Origin of the sequence: Salinivibrio sp. SS2, from assembly GCF_001722075.1 — a bacterium.
Taxonomy (GTDB): domain Bacteria; phylum Pseudomonadota; class Gammaproteobacteria; order Enterobacterales; family Vibrionaceae; genus Salinivibrio; species Salinivibrio proteolyticus.
In genome coordinates this window covers 23,161-48,165 of sequence record NZ_MEBP01000053.1, presented here as the reverse complement: position 1 = coordinate 48,165, position 25,005 = coordinate 23,161, and the positions used below count along the sequence as shown (strand labels likewise).

At 49.6% G+C, this 25,005-nt stretch carries 21 protein-coding genes and 1 pseudogene; 8 read left to right on the top strand and 14 right to left on the bottom strand.

What is annotated here, in order from left to right; translation table 11 throughout:
- A pseudogene (locus BGK46_RS17110) lies at positions 1-463 on the bottom strand (transposase); the annotation flags it as partial.
- A gap of 138 nt (positions 464-601) precedes the next feature.
- Here BGK46_RS17110 and BGK46_RS02760 point away from each other — a divergent pair.
- The gene (locus tag BGK46_RS02760; RefSeq protein ID WP_139130720.1) at positions 602-1,102 is read left to right on the top strand and encodes a hypothetical protein; all 501 of its coding nucleotides are present in this window, start codon (positions 602-604) and stop codon (positions 1,100-1,102) included.
- Between the two features lie 37 nt (positions 1,103-1,139).
- On the opposite strand, the gene BGK46_RS02755 is transcribed toward BGK46_RS02760, so the two are convergent.
- From BGK46_RS02755 to BGK46_RS02725, 7 genes are all read right to left on the bottom strand, one after another.
- A complete protein-coding gene (locus BGK46_RS02755; protein ID WP_069586935.1) occupies positions 1,140-3,821 on the bottom strand; it encodes an EAL domain-containing protein in 2,682 nt (893 codons plus the stop codon).
- A gap of 275 nt (positions 3,822-4,096) precedes the next feature.
- Complete coding sequence (locus BGK46_RS02750) at positions 4,097-5,323, bottom strand: OFA family MFS transporter (RefSeq protein ID WP_069586934.1); 1,227 nt, start codon at positions 5,321-5,323, stop codon at positions 4,097-4,099.
- Between the two features lie 131 nt (positions 5,324-5,454).
- Complete coding sequence (locus BGK46_RS02745; protein WP_269599022.1) at positions 5,455-6,168, bottom strand: LytR/AlgR family response regulator transcription factor; 714 nt, start codon at positions 6,166-6,168, stop codon at positions 5,455-5,457.
- Complete coding sequence (locus tag BGK46_RS02740) at positions 6,165-7,820, bottom strand: LytS/YhcK type 5TM receptor domain-containing protein (protein ID WP_069586939.1); 1,656 nt, start codon at positions 7,818-7,820, stop codon at positions 6,165-6,167. The genes BGK46_RS02745 and BGK46_RS02740 overlap by 4 nt, the downstream gene beginning before the upstream one ends.
- Before the next feature lie 139 nt (positions 7,821-7,959).
- Positions 7,960-8,412, bottom strand: a complete 453-nt coding sequence (locus BGK46_RS02735) for a CC0125/CC1285 family lipoprotein (protein ID WP_069586932.1) — start codon at positions 8,410-8,412, stop codon at positions 7,960-7,962.
- A 168-nt stretch (positions 8,413-8,580) separates the two neighbouring features.
- Positions 8,581-9,144, bottom strand: coding sequence for a PhnA domain-containing protein (locus tag BGK46_RS02730; RefSeq protein ID WP_069586931.1), 564 nt, complete (start codon positions 9,142-9,144; stop codon positions 8,581-8,583).
- A 186-nt stretch (positions 9,145-9,330) separates the two neighbouring features.
- Positions 9,331-10,722, bottom strand: coding sequence for an L-cystine transporter (locus BGK46_RS02725; RefSeq protein ID WP_069586930.1), 1,392 nt, complete (start codon positions 10,720-10,722; stop codon positions 9,331-9,333).
- 370 nt (positions 10,723-11,092) lie between these two features.
- Here BGK46_RS02725 and BGK46_RS02720 point away from each other — a divergent pair, with 370 nt between their 5' ends.
- Entirely contained in the window at positions 11,093-11,998 is a 906-nt protein-coding gene (locus BGK46_RS02720) for an alpha/beta hydrolase (protein ID WP_069586929.1), read from the top strand.
- Positions 11,999-12,032: 34 nt separating this feature from the next.
- Here the strand turns inward: BGK46_RS02720 and BGK46_RS02715 are convergent, their stop codons facing one another.
- Entirely contained in the window at positions 12,033-13,385 is a 1,353-nt protein-coding gene (locus BGK46_RS02715) for a TldD/PmbA family protein (RefSeq protein WP_069586928.1), read from the bottom strand.
- On the bottom strand, positions 13,382-14,770 hold the full coding sequence (locus BGK46_RS02710; protein WP_069586927.1) for a TldD/PmbA family protein: 1,389 nt from the start codon (positions 14,768-14,770) through the stop codon (positions 13,382-13,384). Before BGK46_RS02710 ends, BGK46_RS02715 begins: the two co-directional genes overlap by 4 nt.
- 212 nt (positions 14,771-14,982) lie before the next feature.
- Here BGK46_RS02710 and BGK46_RS02705 point away from each other — a divergent pair, with 212 nt between their 5' ends.
- On the top strand, positions 14,983-15,957 hold the full coding sequence (locus tag BGK46_RS02705; protein WP_069586926.1) for a CobW family GTP-binding protein: 975 nt from the start codon (positions 14,983-14,985) through the stop codon (positions 15,955-15,957).
- A 95-nt stretch (positions 15,958-16,052) separates the two neighbouring features.
- On the opposite strand, the gene BGK46_RS02700 is transcribed toward BGK46_RS02705, so the two are convergent.
- Positions 16,053-17,201 carry an acyl-CoA desaturase gene (locus BGK46_RS02700; RefSeq protein ID WP_069586925.1) on the bottom strand — a complete coding sequence of 383 codons (1,149 nt, stop codon included), beginning with the start codon at positions 17,199-17,201 and terminating at the stop codon, positions 16,053-16,055.
- A gap of 269 nt (positions 17,202-17,470) precedes the next feature.
- On the opposite strand from BGK46_RS02700, the gene BGK46_RS02695 reads away from it, so the two are divergent.
- The 3 genes from BGK46_RS02695 (at position 17,471) to BGK46_RS02685 (ending at position 20,626) form a co-directional block, all read left to right on the top strand.
- Positions 17,471-19,054: a hypothetical protein gene (locus BGK46_RS02695; RefSeq protein ID WP_069586924.1), complete on the top strand. Its 1,584-nt coding sequence runs from the start codon at positions 17,471-17,473 to the stop codon at positions 19,052-19,054.
- A gap of 105 nt (positions 19,055-19,159) precedes the next feature.
- Positions 19,160-20,161 (top strand): response regulator, encoded by a 1,002-nt coding sequence (locus BGK46_RS02690; protein WP_069586923.1) that lies wholly within the window; start codon positions 19,160-19,162, stop codon positions 20,159-20,161.
- 3 nt (positions 20,162-20,164) lie between these two features.
- Complete coding sequence (locus BGK46_RS02685; protein ID WP_069586922.1) at positions 20,165-20,626, top strand: PAS domain-containing protein; 462 nt, start codon at positions 20,165-20,167, stop codon at positions 20,624-20,626.
- Between the two features lie 6 nt (positions 20,627-20,632).
- On the opposite strand, the gene BGK46_RS02680 is transcribed toward BGK46_RS02685, so the two are convergent.
- Together BGK46_RS02680 and BGK46_RS02675 are read right to left on the bottom strand one after the other, a co-directional pair.
- The gene (locus tag BGK46_RS02680; RefSeq protein ID WP_175418630.1) at positions 20,633-22,159 is read right to left on the bottom strand and encodes a sensor domain-containing diguanylate cyclase; all 1,527 of its coding nucleotides are present in this window, start codon (positions 22,157-22,159) and stop codon (positions 20,633-20,635) included.
- A gap of 182 nt (positions 22,160-22,341) precedes the next feature.
- On the bottom strand, positions 22,342-23,136 hold the full coding sequence (locus BGK46_RS02675) for a M48 family metallopeptidase (protein WP_069586920.1): 795 nt from the start codon (positions 23,134-23,136) through the stop codon (positions 22,342-22,344).
- 172 nt (positions 23,137-23,308) lie between these two features.
- Here BGK46_RS02675 and BGK46_RS02670 point away from each other — a divergent pair, with 172 nt between their 5' ends.
- Together BGK46_RS02670 and BGK46_RS02665 are read left to right on the top strand one after the other, a co-directional pair.
- Positions 23,309-23,755 (top strand): hotdog fold thioesterase, encoded by a 447-nt coding sequence (locus BGK46_RS02670; RefSeq protein WP_069586919.1) that lies wholly within the window; start codon positions 23,309-23,311, stop codon positions 23,753-23,755.
- Between the two features lie 5 nt (positions 23,756-23,760).
- Positions 23,761-23,985 (top strand): DUF3389 family protein, encoded by a 225-nt coding sequence (locus BGK46_RS02665; protein WP_069586918.1) that lies wholly within the window; start codon positions 23,761-23,763, stop codon positions 23,983-23,985.
- A gap of 101 nt (positions 23,986-24,086) precedes the next feature.
- Here BGK46_RS02665 and BGK46_RS02660 read toward each other — a convergent pair whose 3' ends face one another.
- Positions 24,087-24,914, bottom strand: coding sequence for a DUF2797 domain-containing protein (locus BGK46_RS02660; protein ID WP_069586917.1), 828 nt, complete (start codon positions 24,912-24,914; stop codon positions 24,087-24,089).
- Between the last annotated feature and the right edge of the window lie 91 nt (positions 24,915-25,005).

The window sequence follows — 25,005 nt, the reverse complement described above, 5'->3', positions numbered from 1 at the left end:
AATAATTTGCCAAAACCGTATGCAGGATAACGCTCTGCTGCGTCCTGCAACGTCGCGATAACCTCATCATCCCGATGCGGATCTGGTCGGTAACGATAGACTGAGTCGCTAATGCCAACTACGCGGCAGGCCATTCGCAAACTGACCTGATAGTGTTTGCGAGCGTAATCGACAAGCTCGCGCTTAACCGCTGGCCCTACAGCTTTTTTTCCAGAATATCTTTAACGATACGGTGCTCAAGGCTTAGGTCGGCAAACATTTGCTTGAGTCTCCGATTCTCATCCTCAAGCTCTTTAAGCCGTTTAACATCTGACGCTTCCATCCCACCATACTTGGACTTCCAGTTGTAGTATGTCGCATCAGAGATGCCATATTCGCGACAGACTTCGTTGACCTTTCGGCCTGCTTCGACTTCCTTCAAGATCTTTACGATTTGTGTTTCTGTGTAGCGTGATTTTTTCATCATGCGTTCTCCGTTTGTTTCAGTGTAAACGGAAAAACTCTAATTGCTAATGACCAGTTTTTTGGGGAGGGTTACAAACTGACTGTTGATACGCCTGAGTTTTGGGTGTTGTTTTTTTTCATGGCAATGATGGTGTTGGTGTCAAGGTACCTTCTCTCTCCTGATAAACACTACTGTTATCACTTGACCTCACTAGGTATTTACTACACAGAAAAAGACATGATCCCCGATGTTGCCTATCAGGTAGTACGTGGCTTTGCATGGGTGGGTGTTGTGGTCTGCATTATTGCCGCGTTTATGCTCGGTCCTCTTGCCTTTGTTGGGGCCGGCGGTTTTGCACTGATGTCGTTTGGGATGACGAATTTTCGTCCTACGATTAATAAGCATTCCACATTGATTTGTGAGCGTACGGTTGTGTTTGACTTAGAGAATGATGGTGTATTGTCATTCGCCATCCCCGAGAAAGGTGCGTATGCTTACTATGGTGATATATTCACCAACACTCTCGACCAAAAGCAAGAACTACTTGCTACATTACGTTCACTCTTTCCTAGCATCGAGTTCGTAAAGATAAAAAGGCTGAAAGATCAGTATAAACACCTTGTTTATCAGCAAGAAGAAGAGAAAGCGACCGAGTAGTATAGCTTTTATGTCGGGTTTATTCTCGCTCTTACAATTAACCATTTTCACCAAAGGTGTTTAATGCTTGCTCTGCACTCATTGGCTTGAAGAAATAAAATCCTTGAATTTCATCGACGCGCCATACATTCACAATGCGCAATTGAGAGGCGGTTTCGACGCCTTCTGCAACTGTGGTCATTCCCAACTCTTGTGCCATGTTAATGATACTGCGGACCAAGGTTTTGGCTTTATCATTGGTTTCAATTTCGCTCATGTAAGATTTATCGAGTTTGACGATATCTAACGGGAAATTGCATAAAGAACTGAATGAAGAGTAGCCGGTTCCGAAATCATCGAGAGCCAGTTGTACGCCTAACGCTTTTAACGCATGCATTCGTTTGATGGTTTCTTTATCGGCACCCAGTAGAATGCTTTCCGTTACTTCGAGTACCAGTTGCCCCGGGGCAAGCTGATAGCGATTGATCAAGCGTTTTAGATTGTCCACTAATCGTCTCGCGCCAAAGTGGGGACTGGAAAGGTTCACGTGGATGGTCAGACGATGTTGTGATTTTTTACGCCAATGCTGCTGTAATTGTTGTAAGAATGCGCAAGCTTTTTCGAGAACAACCTCATCCAACTCAATGATTAATTTGTGTTTTTCTGCCAAAGGAACAAAAACACCTGGTGAGACTAAACCGAGTGAGGGGTGATGCCATCGTGCCAGTGCTTCAAAGCCAATCACTTGGTTGGATGTGGCGTTGACAATGGGTTGGAAGTAGGCGGTGAACTCATTGTTTTTTAACGCAGAGACAAGGTTGCGGTTGATCACTAAGGTTTCTTGCGCTGCCTGTGCGATATGTTCGTCAACGATCTCTACGCGGTATTTACTACCGGTACGTGCTTGTTCAATAGCGTAAAAACCGCAATGTACCAAGGTTTCAAAGTGCTGGAACTGCAGGTGTGGGCCGATCAGCGCGCCTTTCAAGCCAATATCAAATTCGGCATCGGTCAGTGCAATATGGTTATCACTGGCTTTGAGGGCAAGACAGGCATGAGCCTCAAGGTCACGCTCATTGCTTTTGTCGGTAAAGACAATGAACTCGTTTTCGCTTAATCGGCCTATGGTGGCACCAACAAACTGTCCTTTTAAAGTATCGGCAATGTGTTTCACCATGCTGTCATAGGCATGATGGCCATAAATCTCGTAGATCTCTCTCAGCCGTGTGGCAATAAAATAAAGTGCGAATACGCCCTTTTGGTTCGCCAATGCCGCGTTCAACGCTTCTGTTGTTGATGGGCGATTGAGTAAGCCAGATAGGGTGTCATAGTGTGATAAGGTTTCAATCAGCTCTGCTTGTTGTTTTTGTTGGCTAATGTCTTTCACGGAAAGCATCAGCGAGCTGTTTTCTCCTTCATCGAGCCTGATTGCTTCAATAGCACAAGGCAGCTTGTTTCCTTTATAGCAGCGCAGGGCCGTCTCAAAGTGAGTCACATCACGGGGGCCCTGCTGATAGAGGGAATTAAGACGTTCGAGCGTGCTCTCATCATTACGGCAGAGATCACGAATGGATAAGCTGGTAATTTGTTCTCGTTCGTAACCCAATAAATCCAATAGCGCTTGATTAACATCGATAATTTGATCATCCATTAAGATAATCATTCCCAAGTGCTGGCTGTGGTACAAGGCATCGAAACGCGACAGCGTTTCCTTGAGCTGGCGTTCTGTTTTTGATGACGCGTGCGCTAGCGCCTTAATTTGCTCGGTAATATGGGTGAATGTGTCTTTGCGTTTGTGCGGTAACGGGCCGTCGCCGAGGAGGGCACTGACATCGCGCTCAAAGGAAATAAACTGTTTCGCGATTTTCCGGCGATAGAGTATAAAAACGAGTACGCCAATTAGTGATGTGATAGCGAGCATCGTCATGATCAAATACTGGAATACTTGCCTACCTTTTTGATAGTAACGCCGCTGTTCGGTGGTTTTCAGGGTCGCAACAATCTGATTATTTAAATCGTACAAAGGGGTGTAGCGAGTCAGCTTGGTGTCGGTACGAACAATATGCTCGCTGGTTTCAATTTGTTTCAGAATTGCACCTTCAAGCAGGCTGTTGTCGCCGGTAAGGATGTTCTCATAGGCAGATGGGAAACGTCCGGTGAGCGCTTGGCCCCATACCATCCAACCCACCGCAGGCGCTGTGCCTGAGCTATCACGAATGGGGTTGAGACTGATCACCCAAAGGCGATTATCTATCTCTAACAGGCCGGAAAGTGGCGTCAGGGCATCATCAGGCAGCGATTGCGAAATATGCTCACGGATAGCGGCTGATTGATAAATGCGTTGGATAAATTCACGTTCATCATCGTTATTGAGCACCCGAGCCTCCACCACGCGACCGTCTAAATCAGCAAAACCCATCATACTCAACCCGAGTGAAATCAGTGTATCGGCCTCGAGATTGCGGCTGGCATATTGTGTATTCCCGTTGGTGAGTAGCGTATAGGTGTCATCCCAATAGGCCCAATCGACGGCGTACTCAACTTGGTTATCAACCACGCGTTGGATAACGGCTTTTGCCTGCTGGTTGGCACGGGTTATCTCTATGTCTTCTAAATGGTTAATACCAAACAAAAAGAAATAGCGAGTCACTAATAAGCTGTTAAAGATGATCCCAACAATACCGAGAAGGAAAATCAGTGCGGCTTTGCTGTGTAGGGTGACAAACAACGTACGTGCCATGCAAAAACCTAATATAAAAGCGAGGAGTGGCGATCTGCCGTCCATTGAAAATAGGCAAGGGTTAAGGAATGATCAATAAAGCAAGGAGATATCGCCCACACTCTGGGACTTTACAGTGTAAATATTCACCTTTTGGTGACACTGTCACATTTTGGTCTTATGTGAATAAGGGAAGAGTCCGTGGGGAGATAAGAATGAAGATTGGAGAGAGAAATACCTCGCCCTGAATCATGGAAAGCGTTCAGAGCGAGGTAACGTGCCGAGATGGCGAGCGCTTAATGGGTTGACGATTCAAGCTGCCAGCTGTGATTGACCGCTTGGTTATCACGTTTCGGCGCTTGGATAGTAAAGGCAATGCATAGCGAGAGCGCGATCATCACCAGCATGACACTGAACGCGGCGACAAAGCCACCAAATAGCGCTGCAATGACAGAGCCCATAAAGCTGCCCACACCAAAGCCAAGATAAATAAACCCGTAGTTCTGGCTGAGATAATTCATACCAAAATAGTCGCTGACTAAGGTTGGGAAGACCGTAATTGCGCCACCAAAGCTGAATGCGACACAAGCAACTGATAGATAGAAACTGTATTGGTCAAGTGGCATAAAGCGGAGCATGCCGACACCGGCGGCGCAGACTAACAGCGCTAAGCCAACCACTTTGCTGCGCGCCATGCGGTCAGACAGCACACCCAGCACCAGACGGCCGCCTAGATTTGCCAGTGCGATAATGGCAACGGCTTCCGCAGCGGTGGCAGCATCGAGGTGGACATAAAGTTCACCCACATCTTTAGCGACGCCAATGACATAAAGCCCACTCATACAAATCGTGACGAATACTGTGGCAAGCAGCCAAAATTGTGGCGTTTTAAAACAATCAGAGAGCCTGTAATCGGCAGGTGCATCGGTCTCAGACGCGTTTGTAGCGGCTTTTTGCTGTGGTGCATCGTGCATCAGTGCGCCGCCAATCACGACCATGACACAGGCCAGAACCGCCCACATTTGAAAGCTGAGTGCTGCACCGCCTGCGGCTAAAAAGTATAGATTGATGTATTTAAAACCTAAGCTACCTAACCCATAAGCGCCAATGGCACAAGCTGAGGCAAGCCCTTTGTTTTTTGGAAAAAAGCGTACGCAATTGGAGAGCGTCATGAGGTAGCCAGTACCGTCAGCCAAGCCAATCAGAAGGCCGGCGGTAAGATAAAGTAGCCATAGTTGGCCGACGACAGAGGTTAGCGCGAGGCTGGCGCCAAGCAATAAGCCTGCGCCGATAGTTACACGGCGCACACCAAAGCGTGCTTGTAGATGGCCGGAAACGGAAGACGCCAGTGCCAGTGCCAGTGTCATAATACCAAAGGTGAAAGCCACTTGGCTGACAGGCTCATTAAGTTGGGCTGCAAGGGGAGCATTAAACAGGCTCCATGTATAGACAGAGCCAAGTGCAAATTGGGCTAATACAGTGCCAAGCAGGGTTTTCATGCCGGGGGATAAACGTGCGTTCATGGTAACGCTCCAGGGTTTTATCTATTGGGAACACCCCCAAGATACGACCCTGAATCCCCACATCAAGAGTAGGTGAAAAAGATAAAATGAGCTGCAGTTAGCGGGCATGAACTGCAGCGAGATGGCATGAATTACAACTGCATGCGTTCGCGAAACGCCTTCAGATTGCTGCGACTGACCAGCACGGGATGAGGAATACCGGGAAGAAAAACGTGGTAAGTGCTGTTTAAGCCCGGTGCAATTTCGGTGATTTTATCTAAGTTAACGCAGTAAGAGCGGTGGCAACGGAAAAAGTTGGCTGGCAATTGTGTCATCAATTCACTGATGGTGTAGGGCACATAGAACTCGCCATCTGGGGTATATACCAAGGTGGTTTTTTCGTTGGCCGCGGCGTAAAGAATGTCGGCGGTATCGGTAATACGGATCCGGTTATCGCGCATTAAATGCAAGGTATGGCGTTGCTCTGTCAGGGTATCAGCAGGAGTAGCTGCGATAGCAAGCTTGTCGAGCACGCCTTTCACGCGCGTTTCATTGAGCGGCTTAAGCAAGTAATCAAATGCCTCAAGCTCAAATGCATCTGCTGCATGCTCTTTATACGCGGTGGTAAAAATCACAAAGGGCGGGCGCGCATCCGCGTGTAAACTGCGCGCCAGCAACATGCCATCAATAGAGGGGATGTTGATATCTAAAAACAGCACATCCACTTTATGGGTCTGCAGATATTTAAGCGCTGCTAACCCATCATCAAAACTCTCGGTGATAGTAATAGCACTGTGCTTTTCAATGAGGTATCTCAACTCTTCTTGAGCAAGATATTCGTCTTCAACAATGACAGCGCGCATTATGCCTCCTTGTTTTCGACTGTAAATGATACCCGCGTTCCTGGCTGAAGTGGCTCGACGGTGAGGCCTTGACCATAAAGTAAGATCAAGCGCTGATGAACGTTCATCAAGCCAATATGATGGCTGTCGATGGTGCCATGATAAAGCTGTTTAACGATATTTGGGTCGATGCCCACGCCGGTATCTGTAATGCTAATTTCTGCGCCGCGTTCAATCGCCCGCACTGCAATGGTGACATCACAAGGACGGCGAGAAGGTTGAAAACCGTGGCGAATGGCGTTTTCTACCAGCGGTTGTATCAGTAAAGGCGCGATATTAATGTCGGTCGTTTCAATATCAAAGTGAACGGAAAGTTTGTCACCAAAACGAGCCTGCTCTATTGCCACATAATCTTTGACTTGCTTGATAGCATCCGTAATAGGGATGAGATCTTGTGTGCGCTCTAAATTGTAACGCATAAAGTCGGCTAGATTGGCAATCAAGCCACGGGCGTCATCCGGACGCAACCGGATCAAGCTGGAGATTGCGTTGAGAGCGTTGAACAAAAAATGTGGATTAATTTTACTTTGTAGTGCGGCAAATTCGGCTTTACTGGCCATTTCTTTAAGCTTTTGTATGCGCGCTACTTCCATCTGGGTTGAAATCAATTGCGATAAACCAATCGCCATTTCTTGCATCGGGCGACGAATACGGTGAGGTTGACGATAAAACACCTTTAACGTCCCGGTGACGACGCCATTTTCCCAAAGCGGAATGATCAACAAAGAGCGAAAGTCATGCACGTTGAGATCATTGCTGATGATTTGTTCACCGGTTTTTACCGCTTGCTGAGTCAGGCGACTAATTTGGTGATGGGCATCAATATATTGCTCCTCACCAATGCCAACATACGCCAACACATCGGCGGTATCGGTAATGGCAACCGCATCGGCACCGGTGTCTTTACGAATAATACTGCACGCTTTGGTTAAGCCTCGTGTTTCACCGCGGCGGAAGTAAGGCAACGTACGGTTAGCGATATCCAGCGCTTGTTTGGCTTGCTGGGCGGCGAGGTGTTCTTTTTCATCATCGATGTACTGTACCAGTTGGATGATCAGGCCAATACAGACGGTACCCGCAATCATCGGAAAGCTAATGGTCGCGACAATGTGTTGGGCCAGAGCTTGGTCACTCGCCAGTAAAAGAATCAGCAACATGGTCAGCGATTCACAGATCATTCCCGCTAAAATGCCATAACGGGCATAGTGCTGTTTATCGGCGCGATAATGGATCAGGGCAGACAGGCACCCAGCAATAATGCTGGCGATCAAACAGGCTTGTGAGGTTGGTCCGTCAATATCAATCAGGTAGCGGTGAATACCTGAGACAACGCCTGCTGTCACACCTACCCAAGGGCCAAACAAAATGCCCCCAGCGACGATGGCGATGATTCGCACGTTAACCAGTGATCCATCTACATTGACACCTGTGTAGGTGCTGAACAATGCAAACAACACGAACAACGCGGCAATCAGCGCCGTTTCCATCGGATGGCGCTGGGTTTTCTGCACAATGGTTTGGATCAGGTGGGTGCGAGTGAGCCAAAACAGCGCCATAAGGAGAAGGGCGGCGCGTTCAAACACAGCCAGCAACATTAAAAATTGGTCGTTGTACATAATCGAGCGAGGCAATGAGCAAAGAGGCGGAAGTATACACCCTTCGTCATGCCATCGATACTGACCTAGCGCAAGCATCATGGTGTACAAGCAGGCGAAAATAACGCAAGTGCCTTACCATGATGCACACTTTCGCGCGCTACTCGACCGTAACGCTGCGTAAAATAAAGGCACTTTGATAGACCATGGCGTCGGTTTTAGGCGCTTGATGATAACCTTTTGCAATTACCATGATGGTGGTTTCGCTGGTGGTGGAGGTATTGCCGTAGCCGTAATCCCACTTCTTATCTTTACGCTCGCTATATGTGGCGTGGCTGCCTTTATTGTCAACGTGTAGCTGCTCGTCACTTAAGGTGAAGTATGGATAGCCAGCGTTTTGTGCCAGCTCTGCGGCTTTGCGCAGGGCGTATTTATGGGCAATAGCCCGGTCGGTAAAGTCATTACCCACAAAACTGATGTGCCACGTGTCTTCGCTCACCGCTATCACATCAAAGCCCATGCCGAATGACCAAAAGTTCTTCTCGGTTGAGTAAGGCGTTGCACAACCGGCCAACAGCAACACTGACAAGAAGAACCAACCGCGCGTTTTCATAGTAACTCCAAGATGATTGAGAAAGGCGCGTATAATAGTGCGTGAGACACATACCGACTAGCGGAATTTTGTATGACTCTGTCAGCGGTTTGTCAGCCGAAAAAAACCGACGCCTTGATGGCGTCGGTTTGCATGTTACGTATCGAATTCGACAGGCGCGAAAGTCGATTACTTACGGCGGCAGAACTCCGCAATCACAAACATGGTTTGGCCGTTTACTTTACCCTGTACATGGGTCGGATCGTCGGTCAAGTTAATGCCACGGATCACGGTGCCTTGTTTGATCACTTGGCTTGAGCCTTTAACAGGCAAATCTTTAATCACGGTCACGTCGTCGCCTTTTTGCAGTGCGACACCGTTAGCGTCCAGCACTTTGACTTCTTCGATATCTTGCCCCGTTTCTGCCCACTTACGGACATCGTCTTCCATGTACATCATGTCGAGATTATCTTGTGCCCAGCTTTCGCTAGAAAGACGAGAAAGTTGGCGATAGGCAACCACTTGAACCGCAGGCTCTTGGCTCCACATGCTGTCGCTTAGACAACGCCAGTGGTTCACGTCCATGTTTTCCGGGTTGTTAAGCTGATCATGACAAGTGCCACAGACCAAAACGCAGCTGTTGGCTGTGGTGTCTGGCGAGTACGGGACTTCATACACAGAGAGGTTGTCTTGGCTGGTGCAAAGTTCACATTGGCCGCCACTGCGTGCCTGAAGCGTTTGTTCAATACTCATGTTTTATCTCACAACGGGCAGGGAGGTCCCTGCATTTACAATGAGGCAGAGTGTAATCGCTGACATAAATTCTTACAAGTTATAAGGGATTGAGTCAGCGAATAGAGTGGCTATATATGTCGAGTAACGCAAAAACAAAAATGCCACGCAAACGCGTGGCATTGTTTCAATCAAGGTTATGTAACGTTAGGCGTTAGCCGTGTCTTGCTTTACCACTTCATGGTGATCGAAAACACTTTTATCTTGGCCACCGGTTAAACGCGAGGTGAGAGTGCCGGCTGTCATTGAGCCACTCACATTCACAGCAGTACGGCCCATATCAATCAAGGGTTCGATAGAAATCAGCAAGCCGGCAAGCGCAACAGGCATATCCAATGCAGAGAGCACGATCAGTGCCGCAAAGGTGGCGCCGCCGCCTACACCTGCAATGCCGAATGAGCTCACAGTGACAATCGCAACCAAGGTGGCGATAAAGCCCGGATCGAGTGGGTTAATACCAATGGTTGGCGCAATCATGACTGCTAGCATGGCTGGATACAGGCCGGCACAACCATTTTGACCCATGGTGGCGCCAAATGAGGCGGAGAAGTTGGCGCTGGCCGGATCATTGCCCAAGTTCTTCATTTGCGAGTCGATATTAAGAGGAATCGTGGCCGCACTTGAACGAGACGTAAAGGCAAACGTCAGCACTGGGAGCACTTTTTTCAGATATTGAATCGGGCTCATGCCGACAAGGCCAATCAATACCAGATGCATCACCAGAATGGCACCCAAGCCTACATAAGAGGCAACCACAAAGTTCGCCAGCTCAAGAATTTCGCTCACGTTTGAGCCAGCCACCACTTTGGTCATTAGAGCCAAAATACCATAAGGCGTGAGGCCGATGATCATACGTACCAAGGCACGAACAAGCTCTTGTGCCACTTCCATAAAGCGTTCAAAACGCTCGCCGAGTTCAGGCTGAGTACGTGACAAGGTGACACCAGCCATACCAACGAGTGCTGAGAAAATCACCACAGCGATGGTTGACGTCGGGCGGCTGCCGGCGAGATCTGCAAATGGGTTTTGCGGGAAGAAAGAGATAACCATATCCGCCAGTGATAAGTCTTCGACTGAGCCCAAGCGTTGCTCCAGAGCAGCACCGCGCGCCATCTCACGCGCCCCTTGTACGATATCTTGCGCAGACAAACCGAACAGGTTGCTCACGAATACACCAATGAGCGCAGAGGCGGCGGTCGTGGCAAGCAAGATGCCGATGTTCAGGCTAGAGATTTTGCCCAGCGAGCCAGAGTCTTTCACTTTCAAAATCGCGCCGATAATTGACACGGTGATCAGCGGCATGATGATCATTTTAAGCAGGCTGACGTAGCCAGACCCGACAATATTGATGTAGCCAATGGTTTCGCGTGTGATTGCACCGTCGGCACCGTATAGCGCTTGTAGGGCAGCACCAAATGCGACCCCTAAGCCGAGGCCTGTAAACACACGTGTGGATAAGGATTTTTGCTGCTTGTGCAATTTGACAAGCACCGCCAGCAACAGCGCAAAAGCGATCAGATTTAAAAGGATAACTGTCATAGTCGGCGTTCCAATCTAGAGAATTATAATAATTTGAGCGTGAGATCCCGCGGATGTCGCTAATGGATCGATATTGCCTCGCATCTTATGCCGACTGGTGCACATAATGAAGACATATGTCACAGTGCAATTAGATAAAAAAAGCACTTGTTAAAACCAAATCGAATATGGCGCAACGATTGCGCGACTATTGATGGTATAGTGTCCAATAGAAAGTATGTATTAGGTCAACCTATTCTAAAACGGGTGCTCGTTCTATTAATACGACAAGGCTTCCGGTAAGGTGGCGACGTGTGTTAATCCCCAGACGCCGTGATGATTGGTGTAGCAAACATTAGGAGTGGTGTGTTATTGACGTAAAGGATCGCAAATGAGCAGAAAAGTCTATTTTTCAACGCCGGGTCGTTTTAGCGCTAAACGCGCGCTCGTGGGAGCGGTAAGCCGTTGTCATCATCGCTTGGCACCTCGTCATGCTAAAAAAGTGGCACGTAAGCTCTTTCTCACTCCAACCCGCAGTCCAATGGCAAACCCAGAACCGGAAGGCTTGGTGCGTGCGCAAGTACAAAGCCAAGAAGGGTTGTTGCAAATGTATAGCCTTGGCGCTGGGCCAACTTGGTTGCTGACGCACGGTTGGTCGGGGTCTGCCAGCCAGTTTTTTCCACTGATGGCGCATATCGCGTCACTGGGCTTTCGTGCGGTGGCATTTGACCATCCTGCCCACGGTCAAAGCGGTGGAGAGGAGAGCCATATTCCCGGCTTTGTGCAGGCAATCAATGATGTCTTAGATCAAGTTGATAATGTTTCTGGGATCATTGCACATAGTATGGGCGCTGCCGCGGTACTAGAAAGCCAGCATCCGCAGATGGATGATTTACCGCTCTTTTTGGTCGCACCTGTGCTGAATTATCGCGAGAATTTATATGCCACAGTCCGAAAATCGGGGTATTCACTGAAGCTGTTTGATGAAATTGTCCGAGAAGTGGGTGATCAACATGGTTATCCGATCGAGACCATTGAGCCGCTCGAAAAATTGTCACGTCGTCGTCATCCGGTGGTGATTGCCCACGATAAAAACGACCGTTTTGCTTCCTTTACCGTCACTGAAAAAGCCACTGACTATCCACATGTGACTGTGCTAGCTACCGAAGGGTTAGGGCATGGGCGTATTCTTACCAGTGACGTCGCTTTGCAGGCATTTACCGACTTGGCGGCAAAGATGAATCCAGCGGTACAAAGCGTAGAAGCACAAACTGAGAATAAAAAGGCATCAGCCTAAACCGATGCCTTTAGTGACCTTAGAAGATGCGATGTTATTCACCCGCGATGGATAAGCGGGCGAAGCGGATGCGTGGCGCAAAGAAGGCGCCATCATAGTTGGGTAACACGGTATTGCCGATCGCCTCTATCTCATTGAGCATGGTATAGAAGTTACCAGCCACCGTTATCCCGCGAACCGGACGAACGCGTTTGCCATCTCGGCAAACAAACCCACTTGCACCGAAAGAGAAGTCGCCACTGATGGCATTCGCGCCTGAATGCACCCCTTGCAGTGACACCAACTCAAGGTATTCACCGGCATGTACGTCCGCATCACTGTGCTTACCTGCGGCAATCACATCATGACGAGAAGTGACATCCAAACCGCCTTTGGGGCTGCGGCCCGCGTTAGCCGTGTGGGAAACACCAAAATACTGCGCCGTGGCGCTGTTGTGTAAAAAGCCGACTAAGACGCCGTTTTCAATCAAAGGCGTGTCGGCGGTGGCAAAGCCCTCGCTATCAAACGCTTTAATACGCATCCCGCCATCAAGCCTTGCTACATCGGTGATGGTGAGCGCACTATCTGCAACGGGCTTGCCGACTTTTTCACGCCACGGGTTGGTTCCGCGCTTGGCGGCATCACCGGAGAAGCAGCTGCCGAAGGCGCCCAGCAATTCGCTGAGACAATCATGCTCAAAAATCACCGGATACGAACCGGTTTTCACTGGGCCACCCTCAAGCAAGGCGTCAGCGGTTTGGTAGGCCAGTTGGGTCGCATGGGCGAGATCTAGATCAGCAAAGCGGCGTGACACTGACGCGCCGAGATGCATCGCTTGCTTACCGTCGTGATTGAGCAGTGCTGCGGTGTAGCAACTAAAGCTACGTTCACTGTGATAGCAGCGTGTGCCTAAGGTATTGGCAAGCAACTGATATTGGGTTTGCTCACTGTAACCATTGTAGGGCGCACCCGTTGCACGGGGTTGGCTAACCACCTCTTGCTCAAGGGCCAGCGCCAACGCAATCTTGTCTTCAATCGGGGTGTTATCTGCTTGCAGTAAGCTAGGATCTTGTTGATCAATTTGCTGCCCTTCAGCGCGAATTTGCTGATCCGGATCGGCCTTGGTAAAGCTTGCGTTGGTGAGTGCGGCGTTCACCATGCTGGCAAGGCTGTCGCTATCGAGTGATTCTGAATAGCTGGTGGCGACTTGATCCCCTTTGACCACCCTCACGCCGATCACTTGACCGGCGGTGACTTTGTGCTCGGAGAGATCGCCTTGGTCGGCTTTGAGTGACAAGCTTTCGCTGGCGTTGGCAATCACGTCTGCTTGCGCACCTTGCTGTTTCACCAAGCTGAGGACCTGATCGACGGCATCGCTTAGGGTTGCTTTAATGGTTTGCTCACTCATGCGTTACCGCCTCCTACTAGGATGTTATCGACTTTCAATGCAGGTTGGCCTACGGTGGTGGGGACTGAGCCGCTCACCGATCCACACATACCGGCGGCAAGGGCAAGATCTTTGCCGACCATGCTGATTTCTTTAAGCACCTTAGGCCCCGTACTGATTAAGGTGGCAGACTTGAGTGGCACGGTGATCTTACCGTCTTCGACCAAGTAAGCTTCTTGGACCGCAAAGTTAAACTCGCCGGTGCCGGGTTGTACTGAGCCGCCCCCCATCTTCTTGGCGTAGATGCCACGCTCCATGGAGCCAATCATGGCGTCTAAGCTGTCGTTACCGGGCTCAATAAAGGTGTTTCGCATCCGCGAGGTCGGTGCGAATTTATAAGACTCACGTCGGCCAGAGCCGGTGCGCGCATAACCGGTTTTCAGGCTCCCCATGTGATCGACCATAAAGGAGGTGAGCTTACCGTCTTTGATCAACTGGGTATGCTGGGTTTCCATGCCTTCATCATCGATATTGATTGAGCCCCATGCATTCGCCAAGGTGCCATCGTCCACCGCGCTTACCACACGGCTTGCAATCATTTCGCCCATTTGGTCATGGAAGACGGAAGCTTGCTTCGCAACCGAGGTGGTTTCTAACAAGTGGCCACAGGCTTCATGGAAAATCACTCCACCAAAGCCGTTGCCAATCACCACCGGCATTTCGCCCGATGGGCAGGCTTGGGCACCGAGTTTAACCAGCGCTTGTCGTGCGACACGCTCGCCAAGCTCAACCGGATCGATATCCTGATGGAACTCCCAGCCTGTGAGCGCGCCGGGGGCATCAAAGCCCGTTGATTGCTCCTCGCCGTTAGTGGCGACCGCCGTGGCGGCAATACGGGTGTAGTGGCGGGTATCTGTGACATGCAGGCCATGAGAGTTAAAAATTTCGACCTGTTGCTCACGTTGGCCGACACGACCAATAATTTGGGCGATTTTATCGCTCTCGGCACGAATGCGAGCATCCACTTGACGTAAGAACGCCACCTTATCGGCGACATGTTGATCCGACGATAACGGTTCAGACACCGGGTGCTTGTCATTTAAATGGGATAAATTGAGCGGTCCCGCGGTGGCAATTTGATCGCGTTTGTCACGCGCGCACAGCAAGCTGGTGACTTTTTTCAATTGTTCTTCATCGCGGCTGTTGGTGTAGCCATAAAGCACTTTATGGCCGAAAAACAACCGGATACCAATACCAAAATCAATCCCTGAGCTCACTTTATCCACCTCACCAGACAACAGCTCTACGTTGCCTGAGTGATGGCGTTCGACAAAGAGTTCGGCGAAATCCGCGCCTAAAAACAGGGCATGGTCAATCACCGACTTTGCCGTTGATGGATTCAGCATACTTCCTCCTAAGAAGTGTGTTAGCGAACCTTTCATTCTACCAAGCTTTTATTGGTAATGATCACCACTTGCAGTGAGTGCATGATATTTCATCATTTTTTGAGCCATTCACTGACCTGCACGTGGACACTTTCCATGCGTGTGACCAAAAGGCGACGAGTGTGGCGCAATCCGTTACACTACGCCGATACAAGTAAGGAGCGGATAGAATCATGAGTCAGATCGCAGCCAACATTATCACTGGATTTCTTGGCGTGGGGAAAACCACGGCGATTCGTCATTTATTAGCGAATAAACCCGAGCATGAGCGTTGGGCTATCTTGGTGAACGAGTTTGGTGAGGTGGGTGTCGATGGCGCTATCCTCTCTGAACAAGGTGCGCTGGTAAAGGAAGTACCGGGCGGATGCATGTGTTGTGTGGCTGGCTTACCCATGACAGTGGGGCTAAATACCTTACTCGCCGAGCAGCCGGATCGGATTTTGATTGAGCCGACCGGACTCGGTCATCCCAAAGACATTATCGGTAAGCTGACTCAGCCGCCTTTCGATGGCACCTTGTCGTTGGGCGCGACCATTACTTTGGTGGATCCGCGTTGTATTGATGATGTGCGCTATCGTGAAAATCAAAACTTTCATGATCAAATCGCGCTCGCGGATGTGGTAGTGGCCAATAAGCTTGACCAGTGTAGCGAGGCGCAAATCGCCACCTTTTATAATTATGTCGCCGCGTTTGATGGTGAGAAGAGCTTGGTAACCGGCGTTGAGCAGGGGGCGCTCGAGACTGCGTGGCTTGCGTTACCGCGTCATGCCCGTCAAGCGCACTATCATCACCATCACAACGATGCCGAGCCGATGACTACACTCGCTCTGGGCCCGGACGATACCTATACCCGCAAAGAAAACCAAGGGCAGGGTTATGTCAGCTGCGGCTGGTTGTTCGCCGCGCACTGTTGCTTTCCCTTTGATGCTTTATATGGGCTATTAAGCAACATCAACGCCCAACGGATTAAAGCGGTGGTCAATACAGACGAGGGGTTTTACGCGTTTAACGTCGCCAATCAGGTGGTTACTGTGACGCCTATGTCGATTGAACAGGCCGAGTCGCGCATCGAAGTGATCGATACCGACGCCTTACCTTGGGATGAGCTAGAGTCGATCCTGCTTTCTTTCCTTACCCCGTCTAACTAACTGGCATACACAGATCTTGCCAACGGCGCCTTCTTATCCGATAAAAAACCGGCCGAAGTGGCCGGTTTGTCGTGTGTCGCTTGTTCGTCGCGGGGCTAGCTGGCGTATTTGGCGGTGAGCACCTGCCAGCTACGTTTTTGTTGCTGAAAACGCACCTTTAAATCTTTGTATTGCTGAGTTAATTCGGCGTTTTCGACTTTTTCGCGCAGCTTGTCACGCTCGAGCGCTAACAGCTGTTTTTTCAGCGTATAGTAATCCGCCATTTTGGCGACCAAGGCATCATACTCTTGTTGCAGGATTTGCAGACGATGCGATGCGTGTGGTTTGTCACTGAGCTGCTGTGTGACACGCTGCAATTGCATGGTCGCACGCGCTTTTTCAATCTTCTCTTCGGGGGTCACGCGCAGTTTTTCCGCCAGGCCTAGCCAAGATGCGGTTTTGATCAGCCATTTAGTGGGATCAAACTGCCACCAGCGAATGCCGTTGCGGTAGTCGTTCTCAAAAATATGGTGAAAATTGTGGTAGCCCTCGCCAAAGGTCATTAAGGCAAGCACGCCATTATCCCGCGCGGTATTTTTATCGGTATAAGGCTGGCTGCCCCACACATGCGCCAATGAGTTAATGAAAAAGGTGGTGTGGTGGCTTAGCACCAATCGAGTAAAGCCGACCAGTAAAATCGCGCCCCAAAGATCGCCATGGAGCAAACCAAACGCGATAGGGAAGCCAAAGTTGGTGGCCAGTGTCAGCGCAAGGTAGTGCTTGTGTTGCCACATCACGATCTTATCTTTTTGCAGGTCGCGGCAGTTGCTGTAGTCGCCGTAACGGTTGGGATGGTATTCGCGCAGCATCCAACCAAGGTGTGAGAACCAAAAGCCGCGCTTGGCCGAATAAGGATCAACATCGTTGTCATCGACATGGCGGTGGTGAATGCGGTGATCTGACGACCAATGAAGCGCGCTGTTTTGCAGCGCAAATGCCCCACCAATAGCGAAGATAAAGCGCAGAGCCGGATGGGCTTGATAGGTTTTGTGGGCCCACAACCGGTGATAACCGGCGGTGATCGACAGGCCGCAAAAGCTGAAAGCGACAATCAGCGCAGTGATCTGCATCCAATCAAAGCCATGATGCCATGCCCACAATGGCGTACCAATTGCGGCAATCAAAAAAGTAAGCGTAAACACGCTAATGTTTAACCAGATTAAGCGTGGTTTCTGAGGGGGAGAGGTTGAAGCCTTGGTATCCATAACTCGTTATCTTTATTTAAGCGTACACTTGTACGCTAGAATAGATGCGTGCTACAGCTTGGTCAAGCATTCCCCCGCATTGAGTCGTCACAAAATTGTTTCTGTTTTTGTCCTTCGTCTGTTACTTGTTGAGATAGCTATACTTAGCTTTCACGAGATGATGTGACGAGTACGATGTTAACGATAGTCACGGTGAAGGGGTGCCGTTTTCTGCCGATAACGGTGATAAAAACTGGATTGATTTTTCGATTAAAAATAGGCGGATAAGCATGATGTCCTATCCGGCTATTCCGCACTTTGTGAAAACCATGGGTCACCGGGTGGTGAGCTACATTCTCAATGTCACAGAGGCGGAAGGCCGACTGATCTTGATGCAAAAATTGGGGCTAAGCCGCACACAGCGCGACACACTCAACCAATATGTCGAGCTGTGTCGACAGCTACGTGTGTCTGCGGTGGAGCAGGGGGAGAGCGAGCAATCTTTCTTCTATCGTCTGCCCCATGTGATGCAAAATGGTCGTCATATTTTCAATGTGTGGCGCGCACAACAAGGTGGAGAGTTGGCAACGCGTGTTAATAGCGTTGATCCGCTTATCAGTGCCTTTTGTCAGCTTGCCGGTGAGCTCTATCCACTCTTTTTGATCAAAGCGGGCCACCGTCCTCATCTTTTCTATCGTGGGGCAGGTTACTTAACGGCTGCTATCGAACAGTTTCCAATCAGTAAGATTGTGCAAAAGCGTATTTTGGCCGATCCGTCCCTCGAGCGCTTGTTTGACGCCATAGGTAATGATCCTCAGCAAACGTTCGGTGACTACAAAGATGCAACCGGTCATCGTGGTGTAGTGAGTTTGGCGAGCTTGCCGGTATCGATTTTAATCAACAGTTATGACTTGATGCGGATCCGCGGGATCGTCTCTGCGGATCGCTTTGTCAGCACTGTACAAGAAATGTTGGATATCGCCCGCAGTCTTGCCGATGGCGAAGTGGCACATATTCCGATGTTTGTTGGATTTCGTAATGCGGCACTCACCAACTTAGCGGAATTGGATACTAAATGGGGAAGCATTCGCCGTTATACGCCAAGCATTGCTGAATACGTACTTCAAGCGCCGGGGTTAATGGCCAAACGACGCAATAACGGTTTTATGTTGGAGTCGGGCTATGCGTTTGCGATCAACTTTGGTGACTTCCTCGAAGATGACGATTGGCCAGATGAAGTGATGGATGCCAATACCGATCAGCAAACCACGGAACTCAATATCACTTTGTGTATGGCGCTTTGCTACCTCACAGAATACAAACCCTTTGTCGCGCCCGAGTGGGTCTGGCGCATTGATCCTTTTTCGCTGGATAACCGTCGGCAAGATTTTGGCTCAGTGGCCGAAACCAGCGATCCTATCGCGATAGGTGAACTCGATTTGGTGGACATCGAGCGATGGAGCATGTTGGTCGATGATACGGATTCGAGCGGCATTCGTTTAGCCATGTCCCGCTTATATGCCGCGGCAAAACGTCCCAACACGCAAGGGGCGCTGGTGGATGCGATTATTGCGTTGCGAAACATTTTTGCTGCCAGTGATGACATGGCGCGCATTGAACCTGCGGCGCGTCATCTTGTGAATGCGCCGTTAGATATTTCTATGATTAGTGCACTCGCAGAGGATTGGCAGGCGTTGCTGACGGGCGAGTTTTTTGAAGACCCAGAAACGATCAGCGAAAAGGTGAACGATTGTGTTCAGCTTTGCTTGGTCTGCCTGCATCATTTGTACTTACAACATCCTCATTTAATCAGTCGCGCGGATCGTCTTCAAGCACTCTGTGACTTGGCTGAAACTCAAACCAGTGACCGATAAAGACAGTATTTTGACTGGTTTGCCCTCATCCCTGTTCATCTTGGTTTATGCTTACTGTGTTGACCCAGCCACACCCTCAGTTAAGAAGTCGACAAGGAGAGGCTTTTGACCACACAAATTCTGATCACTGATGATTCCGCACTGGCGCGTAAGCAGCTCGCGCGAACCTTACCCAAAGATTTAGATGCTGAGGTGCACTTTGCCGAGAATGGCAAGGTGGCTTTAGATGTTTTAAACAGTCAGTCGATCGATATTATGTTCCTTGATTTAACCATGCCGGAATTGGATGGTTATCAAACCCTTGAAGCGATGCAAGCCGCTGGGATGACAGTCCCCGTCGTGGTGGTGTCTGGTGATATTCAGCCGCTCGCTCAGCAGCAAGTGCTTGAACGGGGAGCGAAAGACTTTGTTAAAAAACCTATTAGCCGCGAGCGCGTTGAGGCTTTAATTAAGGCCTATCTCCCTACTGCAACCGCCTCGGAAACCGAGCGCTCCCATGCACCGAAGGAGAAACTGAGCCGGCGCGATATATATATGGAAGTGGTCAACATCGCCATGGGGCAGGCGGCAGATAAACTCGCGCGTCATTGTGGTGTCTTTGTTCACATGCCTCTGCCGCAGGTTAACGTGTTTGAGGTCACTGAATTGACCATGACGATTCGCCACTTGGCACAGTCAGATACCATGAACGGCGTATGCCAAGGTTTTAGTGGCGAAGGGATTGCCGGTGAAGCATTAATGCTGATCAGCGATTCCAGTATCAGTGACATGATTGACTTGTTGGATTACCCCGATGATGGCTCGCTCGATAATGAACTTGAGCTGTTGGTCGACATCAGCAATATCTTGATTAGTGCCTTTTTGCGAGGGCTCGGTGAGCAAGCTGCGCTCGAGTTTTCGCAAAGCTATCCGGCATTAATGGGACAACATGTCGAAGCGGACCATTTGATAGCCGCGATGAAAGGCTCTTGGAAACGCACGGTGACCATTGAAGTGAGCTACCAGATTGATGGCACCGAGATTAAGTGCGATCTATTGCTGTTATTACTGGATGAATCGCTACCTTTATTGGATGCGAAGTTGGCTTATCTGATGGATGAGGAGTAAGGCATGACAGAAGATTTTGATCAATTCCATTGGATGCTCGATATGGTGCAACACATCGATATGGGATTGATTGTATTAGACAAAGATTTCCAAATTCAGATGTGGAACGGCTTTATGGTTCACCACAGCGGCAAACACGCTAAGGATGTGCAAAATCGCACCTTATTTGAGGTGTTTCCGGAAATCAACGAGCCTTGGTTTCGCGCTAAATCACAGCCGGTGTTTGAGTTACGTTGCCGCAGCTTTATTGTCTGGCAGCAGCGCCCTTACTTGTTTCGTTGCCGTCACGTGCGTCCTATTACCGGGCAGCTTCCCTTTATGTATCAAAACGTCACCATGCACCCCATGGCCAATACACGCGGCGAGGTGAATCATATGTTTATTTCGATTCAAGATGTGACCAATGAAGCGTTAGCAAGCCAAACGCCCCGAGCCACTGCACCGACTCGAACTGCATCGTCATAACCTTGCTTACTTTTGATCGTCGCGGGGTGACGATGATAGATGTTCCGGCTCGCAAAAAGCGTAGGTGCCGCCAGATAGCGACTTTTTGGCGTAATACATCGCGGCGTCAGAGCAATTGAGTAGTTGTTCGACGGATTCGCCATGTTCAGGGTAGCAAGCAATGCCAATACTGGCAGAGAGTCGCGCCCGTTGTCCGTCTCCCACGTCAAATGGTTTATCTAGGCTGGCAATAATTTTGCTTGCTACGCGCGCAGCATCGTCTGGCTGACTGGTGTACTCGAGAATCACCGCAAATTCATCCCCGCCGAGTCGTGCTAGCGTGTCGGAATTACGGATGCTATGGCCCATTCGTTTGGTGGTTTCAATGAGTACACAGTCTCCCGCATCATGACCATAGGTATCGTTTATTTTCTTAAAGCCATCAAGGTCGATAAACAAAAGCGCAAAGTGAGCGCTTTGCTGACGTGCTTGAGCCATGACGACATCGGCACGTTGTTTAAACGCAACACGATTTAAAGCACCGGTTAAGGTGTCAGTATGCGCCATATGCTCGAATTGAAGATATAAGCGTTTGGTCTCATTGATGTCTTGATGGGTACCGGCCATCCGTAGCGGTTGGTGGTTCCGGTCCCACTCCATAATCTTGCCCTTCGCCAATACCCATACCCAGAATCCGTCTTTATGCAACATGCGAAATTCACACTCATAAAAGGGATTATTGTCACTGAACGCGGCTTCTATCTCTTTCGATGCACGGCTGAAATCGTCGCCATGGCAGAGTTTTTTCCTGGTTTCAAACGAGGCTGGGGTAAGCTCTTCTTTCTGGTAACCCAAGATTTCGGCCCAGCGTTCATTGATCACCAGCTCCCCAGAGGGAATATGCCATTCCCACGTGCCCACGTGGGTGCCGCGAATGATTTCATCGAGACGTCGCCGTTCGAGTTTTAGCTCGTACTCCGTCCGTCTGGATTTGCTTAGCACCAACCACATGACCGCGAGCCCTGCGCCTAAAAGAAAGATGATCAGTGATGTAATGACGAGTTGATGATCTTTTTGCTTTGCGATTTGCTCGGTTTGTGTCTCGACCATTTGTTCGAGCCGGTTTTGATAGTGCCAAAGGGACTCTTGCGTGGCGCGAAGATCGCTAATATCAGTAATAATTGAGAACAGTAATGTCGTGCCCTGATAGTCAACAGGTACCGACGAGACTTCTACGGTGCGGGTAGTTCCGTCGGCTATACGGTGACGAAAGACAAAATAATTACGATTTTCAAGTTTAGCCAGTTTGCGCTCTTCAGCAATCGCATCTGGTGGTAAATCGTTGATATCATTGATACCCATTTGGGTTAGTTCAGCGATTGAATAGCCATAAAATCGACTCGCTGCGGGGTTGGCAGCCACAATTTCACCACTGTCTGGCACGATCAGCATCATCGCCAGCGTATTCTTTTCAAACATCTGATCGAATAGGTCGACTTGGCTCTGTGGCGTGGCAAAGGCTACCGGCACAAGCAAGACGTTTAACAGAAACATCAACAACTGCTTCATCACAAGTGATGTTCGCTGCGTATGGCCTAAAATTTAAGCGTAACATATAAGTTAATTTTTTGTGTGACGCTGGTGGCCTAACGCGGCTGAGATCCTTTGCATCAGCGAGATTTAGGGCAGTATGTGACGCTCTTCACGATGTTAATCAAATGTTTACATTGATAAGGCTAACTAGGCTTTTGACAGCGTGGTGTCAAACGATGAGGCACCTGAGGAAGCGCCTTTACGCCTTTTTCTAGCGCTTGAATACGAGTGTCAGGCGATGGGTGGGTCGAGAGTAACTCTGGTGGCGCACCCTTTGAGGCCGCGGCCATGTTTTGCCATAAGGTGACACTCGCACTCGGATCAAAGCCAGCTTGATGCATGAGCTGTAGGCCAATTTTGTCAGATTCAGACTCCTGCGCACGATTGTAGGGCAGTAATATCCCCACTTGCACGCCAAGCCCTAAACCGGCCATTGCCATCGCAGCGTATGGGCTGTCAGACATTGACATACCTGTGATGGTGAGTCCCAGCGTGGCGAGTTGAGAACGAGATAGGCGTTCGTTGCTGTGATCGGCTAGTACATGTCCGATTTCATGCCCGATGACTGCCGCGAGTTGATCCGGAGTGTCTGCCACATTGAGTAAACCCGTGTATACGCCCACTTTCCCTCCCGGTAACGCAAAGGCATTGACCTGCTCGCTGTCAAACACCACTACTTCCCATTCGGAGAAATCCGCCTGTGGGGGCACGACGGCCAAAATAGCATCGGTGACACATTGTACATAGGCATTGATGGCTTGGTCGGAACTAATCGGCTGAGACTGTTTCATCTCTTCGAAAGAGCGTTGACCAAGGTTGGCCATTTGGTCACCGGAAAACAGTAATAGTTGATTGCGCCCGGTGGGAGAGTGTGCGCATGCTGAGAGCAATATCGTGAGGCTTGCTGACAAGAACACGGTTTTTGCGATGCGTAGCATGAGGGCTCCCTTTATGGTTATACTCGTTGATGATGGCAAGCTACTGAAAAAACTAACGTATAGTAATCGACTGGGCGCCGTTTTCAATATCGGGCTGTCATGACATGTAGCTTGATCCCCACCCAACAGTATGACAAACATCCACAGCGACGATGAAAAATAGAGGCAAAGTGTGAGCATTTGGAAAAAAGCGATGTCATTGGAGGCTTTGAACGCTTCTTCGAGCAATACCTTGGTTGCTCACTTGGGCATAGAGTATACGGCATTTGATGAATCGAGCCTCACTGGGACCATGCCTGTGGCTCCCCATACCCATCAACCTTTAGGCATGTTGCATGGTGGCGCGTCTGTGGTGCTCGCAGAAACGCTGGGATCGTTGGCGGCAAACATGTGTGTGCCCGAAGGTAAGTATTGTGTTGGGTTAGATATCAATGCTAATCACTTGCGTGCGATGCGAGAGGGAACAGTGACTGGCGTGGCAAGTCCTGTGCATCTTGGGGCAACCACTCAGGTGTGGAATATCACTATTCACGATGAGCGAGGTCGAGACGTGTGTGTGAGCCGACTCACGATGGCGGTGCTCACCGATAAGCGTGCTGATAAATCGTTGGAGGACTGAGGGAGATGGTGGTTGATATCGAACACGGTAAGCTAATCGTGACCGCGCATGAAGTGGTGATCAAATTGCCCGCAATGAAATTAAGTATGCAGGTTCAATCCGATTCGTTACAGATGATTGCGGATGCCAATGTGTTGGTGGCTGATGCTGGCGATGTTCGTTGGTCACTGCCGTTAAGTGCCCAACATATTGCGTTGATCTCAGATATTACCGGTATTCAACCGCAATAATCTGACTGAAATGAACAGCATCTTCCTTTGGAGGTCGTGAGAAAAGCACACTGTGCAAGCGTTAATCATCACTTGCACAGTGTCGCGGATTGGACGCGTGATTAACTGTGCGACGCGCTGACCTCGTAGCTGGTAAACTTGCGCACATTGATCACGCCCGTATCAAAGATCAGATACTGACCTTTGATCCCTTGTAACACACCACTGACTTCAGGGTGTTTATCAAAATTATGCGAACTGATCTTGGTAGGGTGCTTAGTGACAGGGTAACTAAAGCTCAATGCATCTAGCTCGGCGGGCTGAACCGCATCGCTACCGAACTGTAGGCGAATATCTGCGAGTTCCGATTCAATCGCTTGAGTAAGTCGCGTCGCTTCGGCGTGGAGATCGAGCTGACCATTGTCGCCTTTTAAGATCGCGCGCCAATTGGTTTTATCCGCGACATGTTGTGCAATGGCGACTTCAACCAGCCCAGAAATATGGCGTGTTTTTACCCGAAACAGCGGAAGAGCCTGCGTGGCGCCTTGATCGTGCCAGCGAGTTGGCATTTGGTTAGCGCGAGTAATCCCGACTTTTAACCCAGACGTGTTGGCCAGATAGACGATATGGTCTGTCATGCAGAACTGCTCTCCCCATTCTGGCTCGCGACACGTCCCTTGTGCATAGTGACAGATTTCAGGTTTCATAATACACATGTCGCAGCGGGCGAGCTTTTTCATGCAAGGATAACAATGGCCTTGTGAGTAACTCTTTTTTGTTTTTCGCCCACACGCATCGCAAAAGATATTGCCAGTGTGGGTCAGGGTTAGGGTTTGTCCAAGGAGAGGGTTGAGATGCAGCTCTTCGTCACCGACACGCAGAAAGTACTGTACCTCTGCGCCGGCTTCTGTGCGCATCTTATCTAAGGTTCCAATCACGACATTGCTCATTTTAGTTTTATTAAGAGCGGCAAGTGTAGCAAATGGCGTGCACGGACGTCAGGTGGGAAAACACAGGCCAGCAGCTACTCGCCTGTGTTTG

What these genes read in the sequence shown, in the direction of transcription:
- BGK46_RS02680 (WP_175418630.1), bottom strand. Translation starts at nt 22,159, where the DNA reads ATGTTTCTGTTAAACGTCTTGCTTGTGCCGGTAGCCTTTGCCACGCCA.
- BGK46_RS02675 (WP_069586920.1), bottom strand. Translation starts at nt 23,136, where the DNA reads ATGCTACGCATCGCAAAAACCGTGTTCTTGTCAGCAAGCCTCACGATA.
- BGK46_RS02715 (WP_069586928.1), bottom strand. Translation starts at nt 13,385, where the DNA reads ATGAGTGAGCAAACCATTAAAGCAACCCTAAGCGATGCCGTCGATCAG.
- BGK46_RS02730 (WP_069586931.1), bottom strand. Translation starts at nt 9,144, where the DNA reads ATGAGTATTGAACAAACGCTTCAGGCACGCAGTGGCGGCCAATGTGAA.
- BGK46_RS02750 (WP_069586934.1), bottom strand. Translation starts at nt 5,323, where the DNA reads ATGAACGCACGTTTATCCCCCGGCATGAAAACCCTGCTTGGCACTGTA.
- BGK46_RS02660 (WP_069586917.1), bottom strand. Translation starts at nt 24,914, where the DNA reads ATGAGCAATGTCGTGATTGGAACCTTAGATAAGATGCGCACAGAAGCC.
- BGK46_RS02740 (WP_069586939.1), bottom strand. Translation starts at nt 7,820, where the DNA reads ATGTACAACGACCAATTTTTAATGTTGCTGGCTGTGTTTGAACGCGCC.
- BGK46_RS02695 (WP_069586924.1), top strand. Translation starts at nt 17,471, where the DNA reads ATGATGTCCTATCCGGCTATTCCGCACTTTGTGAAAACCATGGGTCAC.
- BGK46_RS02710 (WP_069586927.1), bottom strand. Translation starts at nt 14,770, where the DNA reads ATGCTGAATCCATCAACGGCAAAGTCGGTGATTGACCATGCCCTGTTT.
- BGK46_RS02725 (WP_069586930.1), bottom strand. Translation starts at nt 10,722, where the DNA reads ATGACAGTTATCCTTTTAAATCTGATCGCTTTTGCGCTGTTGCTGGCG.
- BGK46_RS02735 (WP_069586932.1), bottom strand. Translation starts at nt 8,412, where the DNA reads ATGAAAACGCGCGGTTGGTTCTTCTTGTCAGTGTTGCTGTTGGCCGGT.
- BGK46_RS02705 (WP_069586926.1), top strand. Translation starts at nt 14,983, where the DNA reads ATGAGTCAGATCGCAGCCAACATTATCACTGGATTTCTTGGCGTGGGG.
- BGK46_RS02700 (WP_069586925.1), bottom strand. Translation starts at nt 17,201, where the DNA reads ATGGATACCAAGGCTTCAACCTCTCCCCCTCAGAAACCACGCTTAATC.
- BGK46_RS02720 (WP_069586929.1), top strand. Translation starts at nt 11,093, where the DNA reads ATGAGCAGAAAAGTCTATTTTTCAACGCCGGGTCGTTTTAGCGCTAAA.
- BGK46_RS02755 (WP_069586935.1), bottom strand. Translation starts at nt 3,821, where the DNA reads ATGGCACGTACGTTGTTTGTCACCCTACACAGCAAAGCCGCACTGATT.
- BGK46_RS02665 (WP_069586918.1), top strand. Translation starts at nt 23,761, where the DNA reads ATGGTGGTTGATATCGAACACGGTAAGCTAATCGTGACCGCGCATGAA.
- BGK46_RS02685 (WP_069586922.1), top strand. Translation starts at nt 20,165, where the DNA reads ATGACAGAAGATTTTGATCAATTCCATTGGATGCTCGATATGGTGCAA.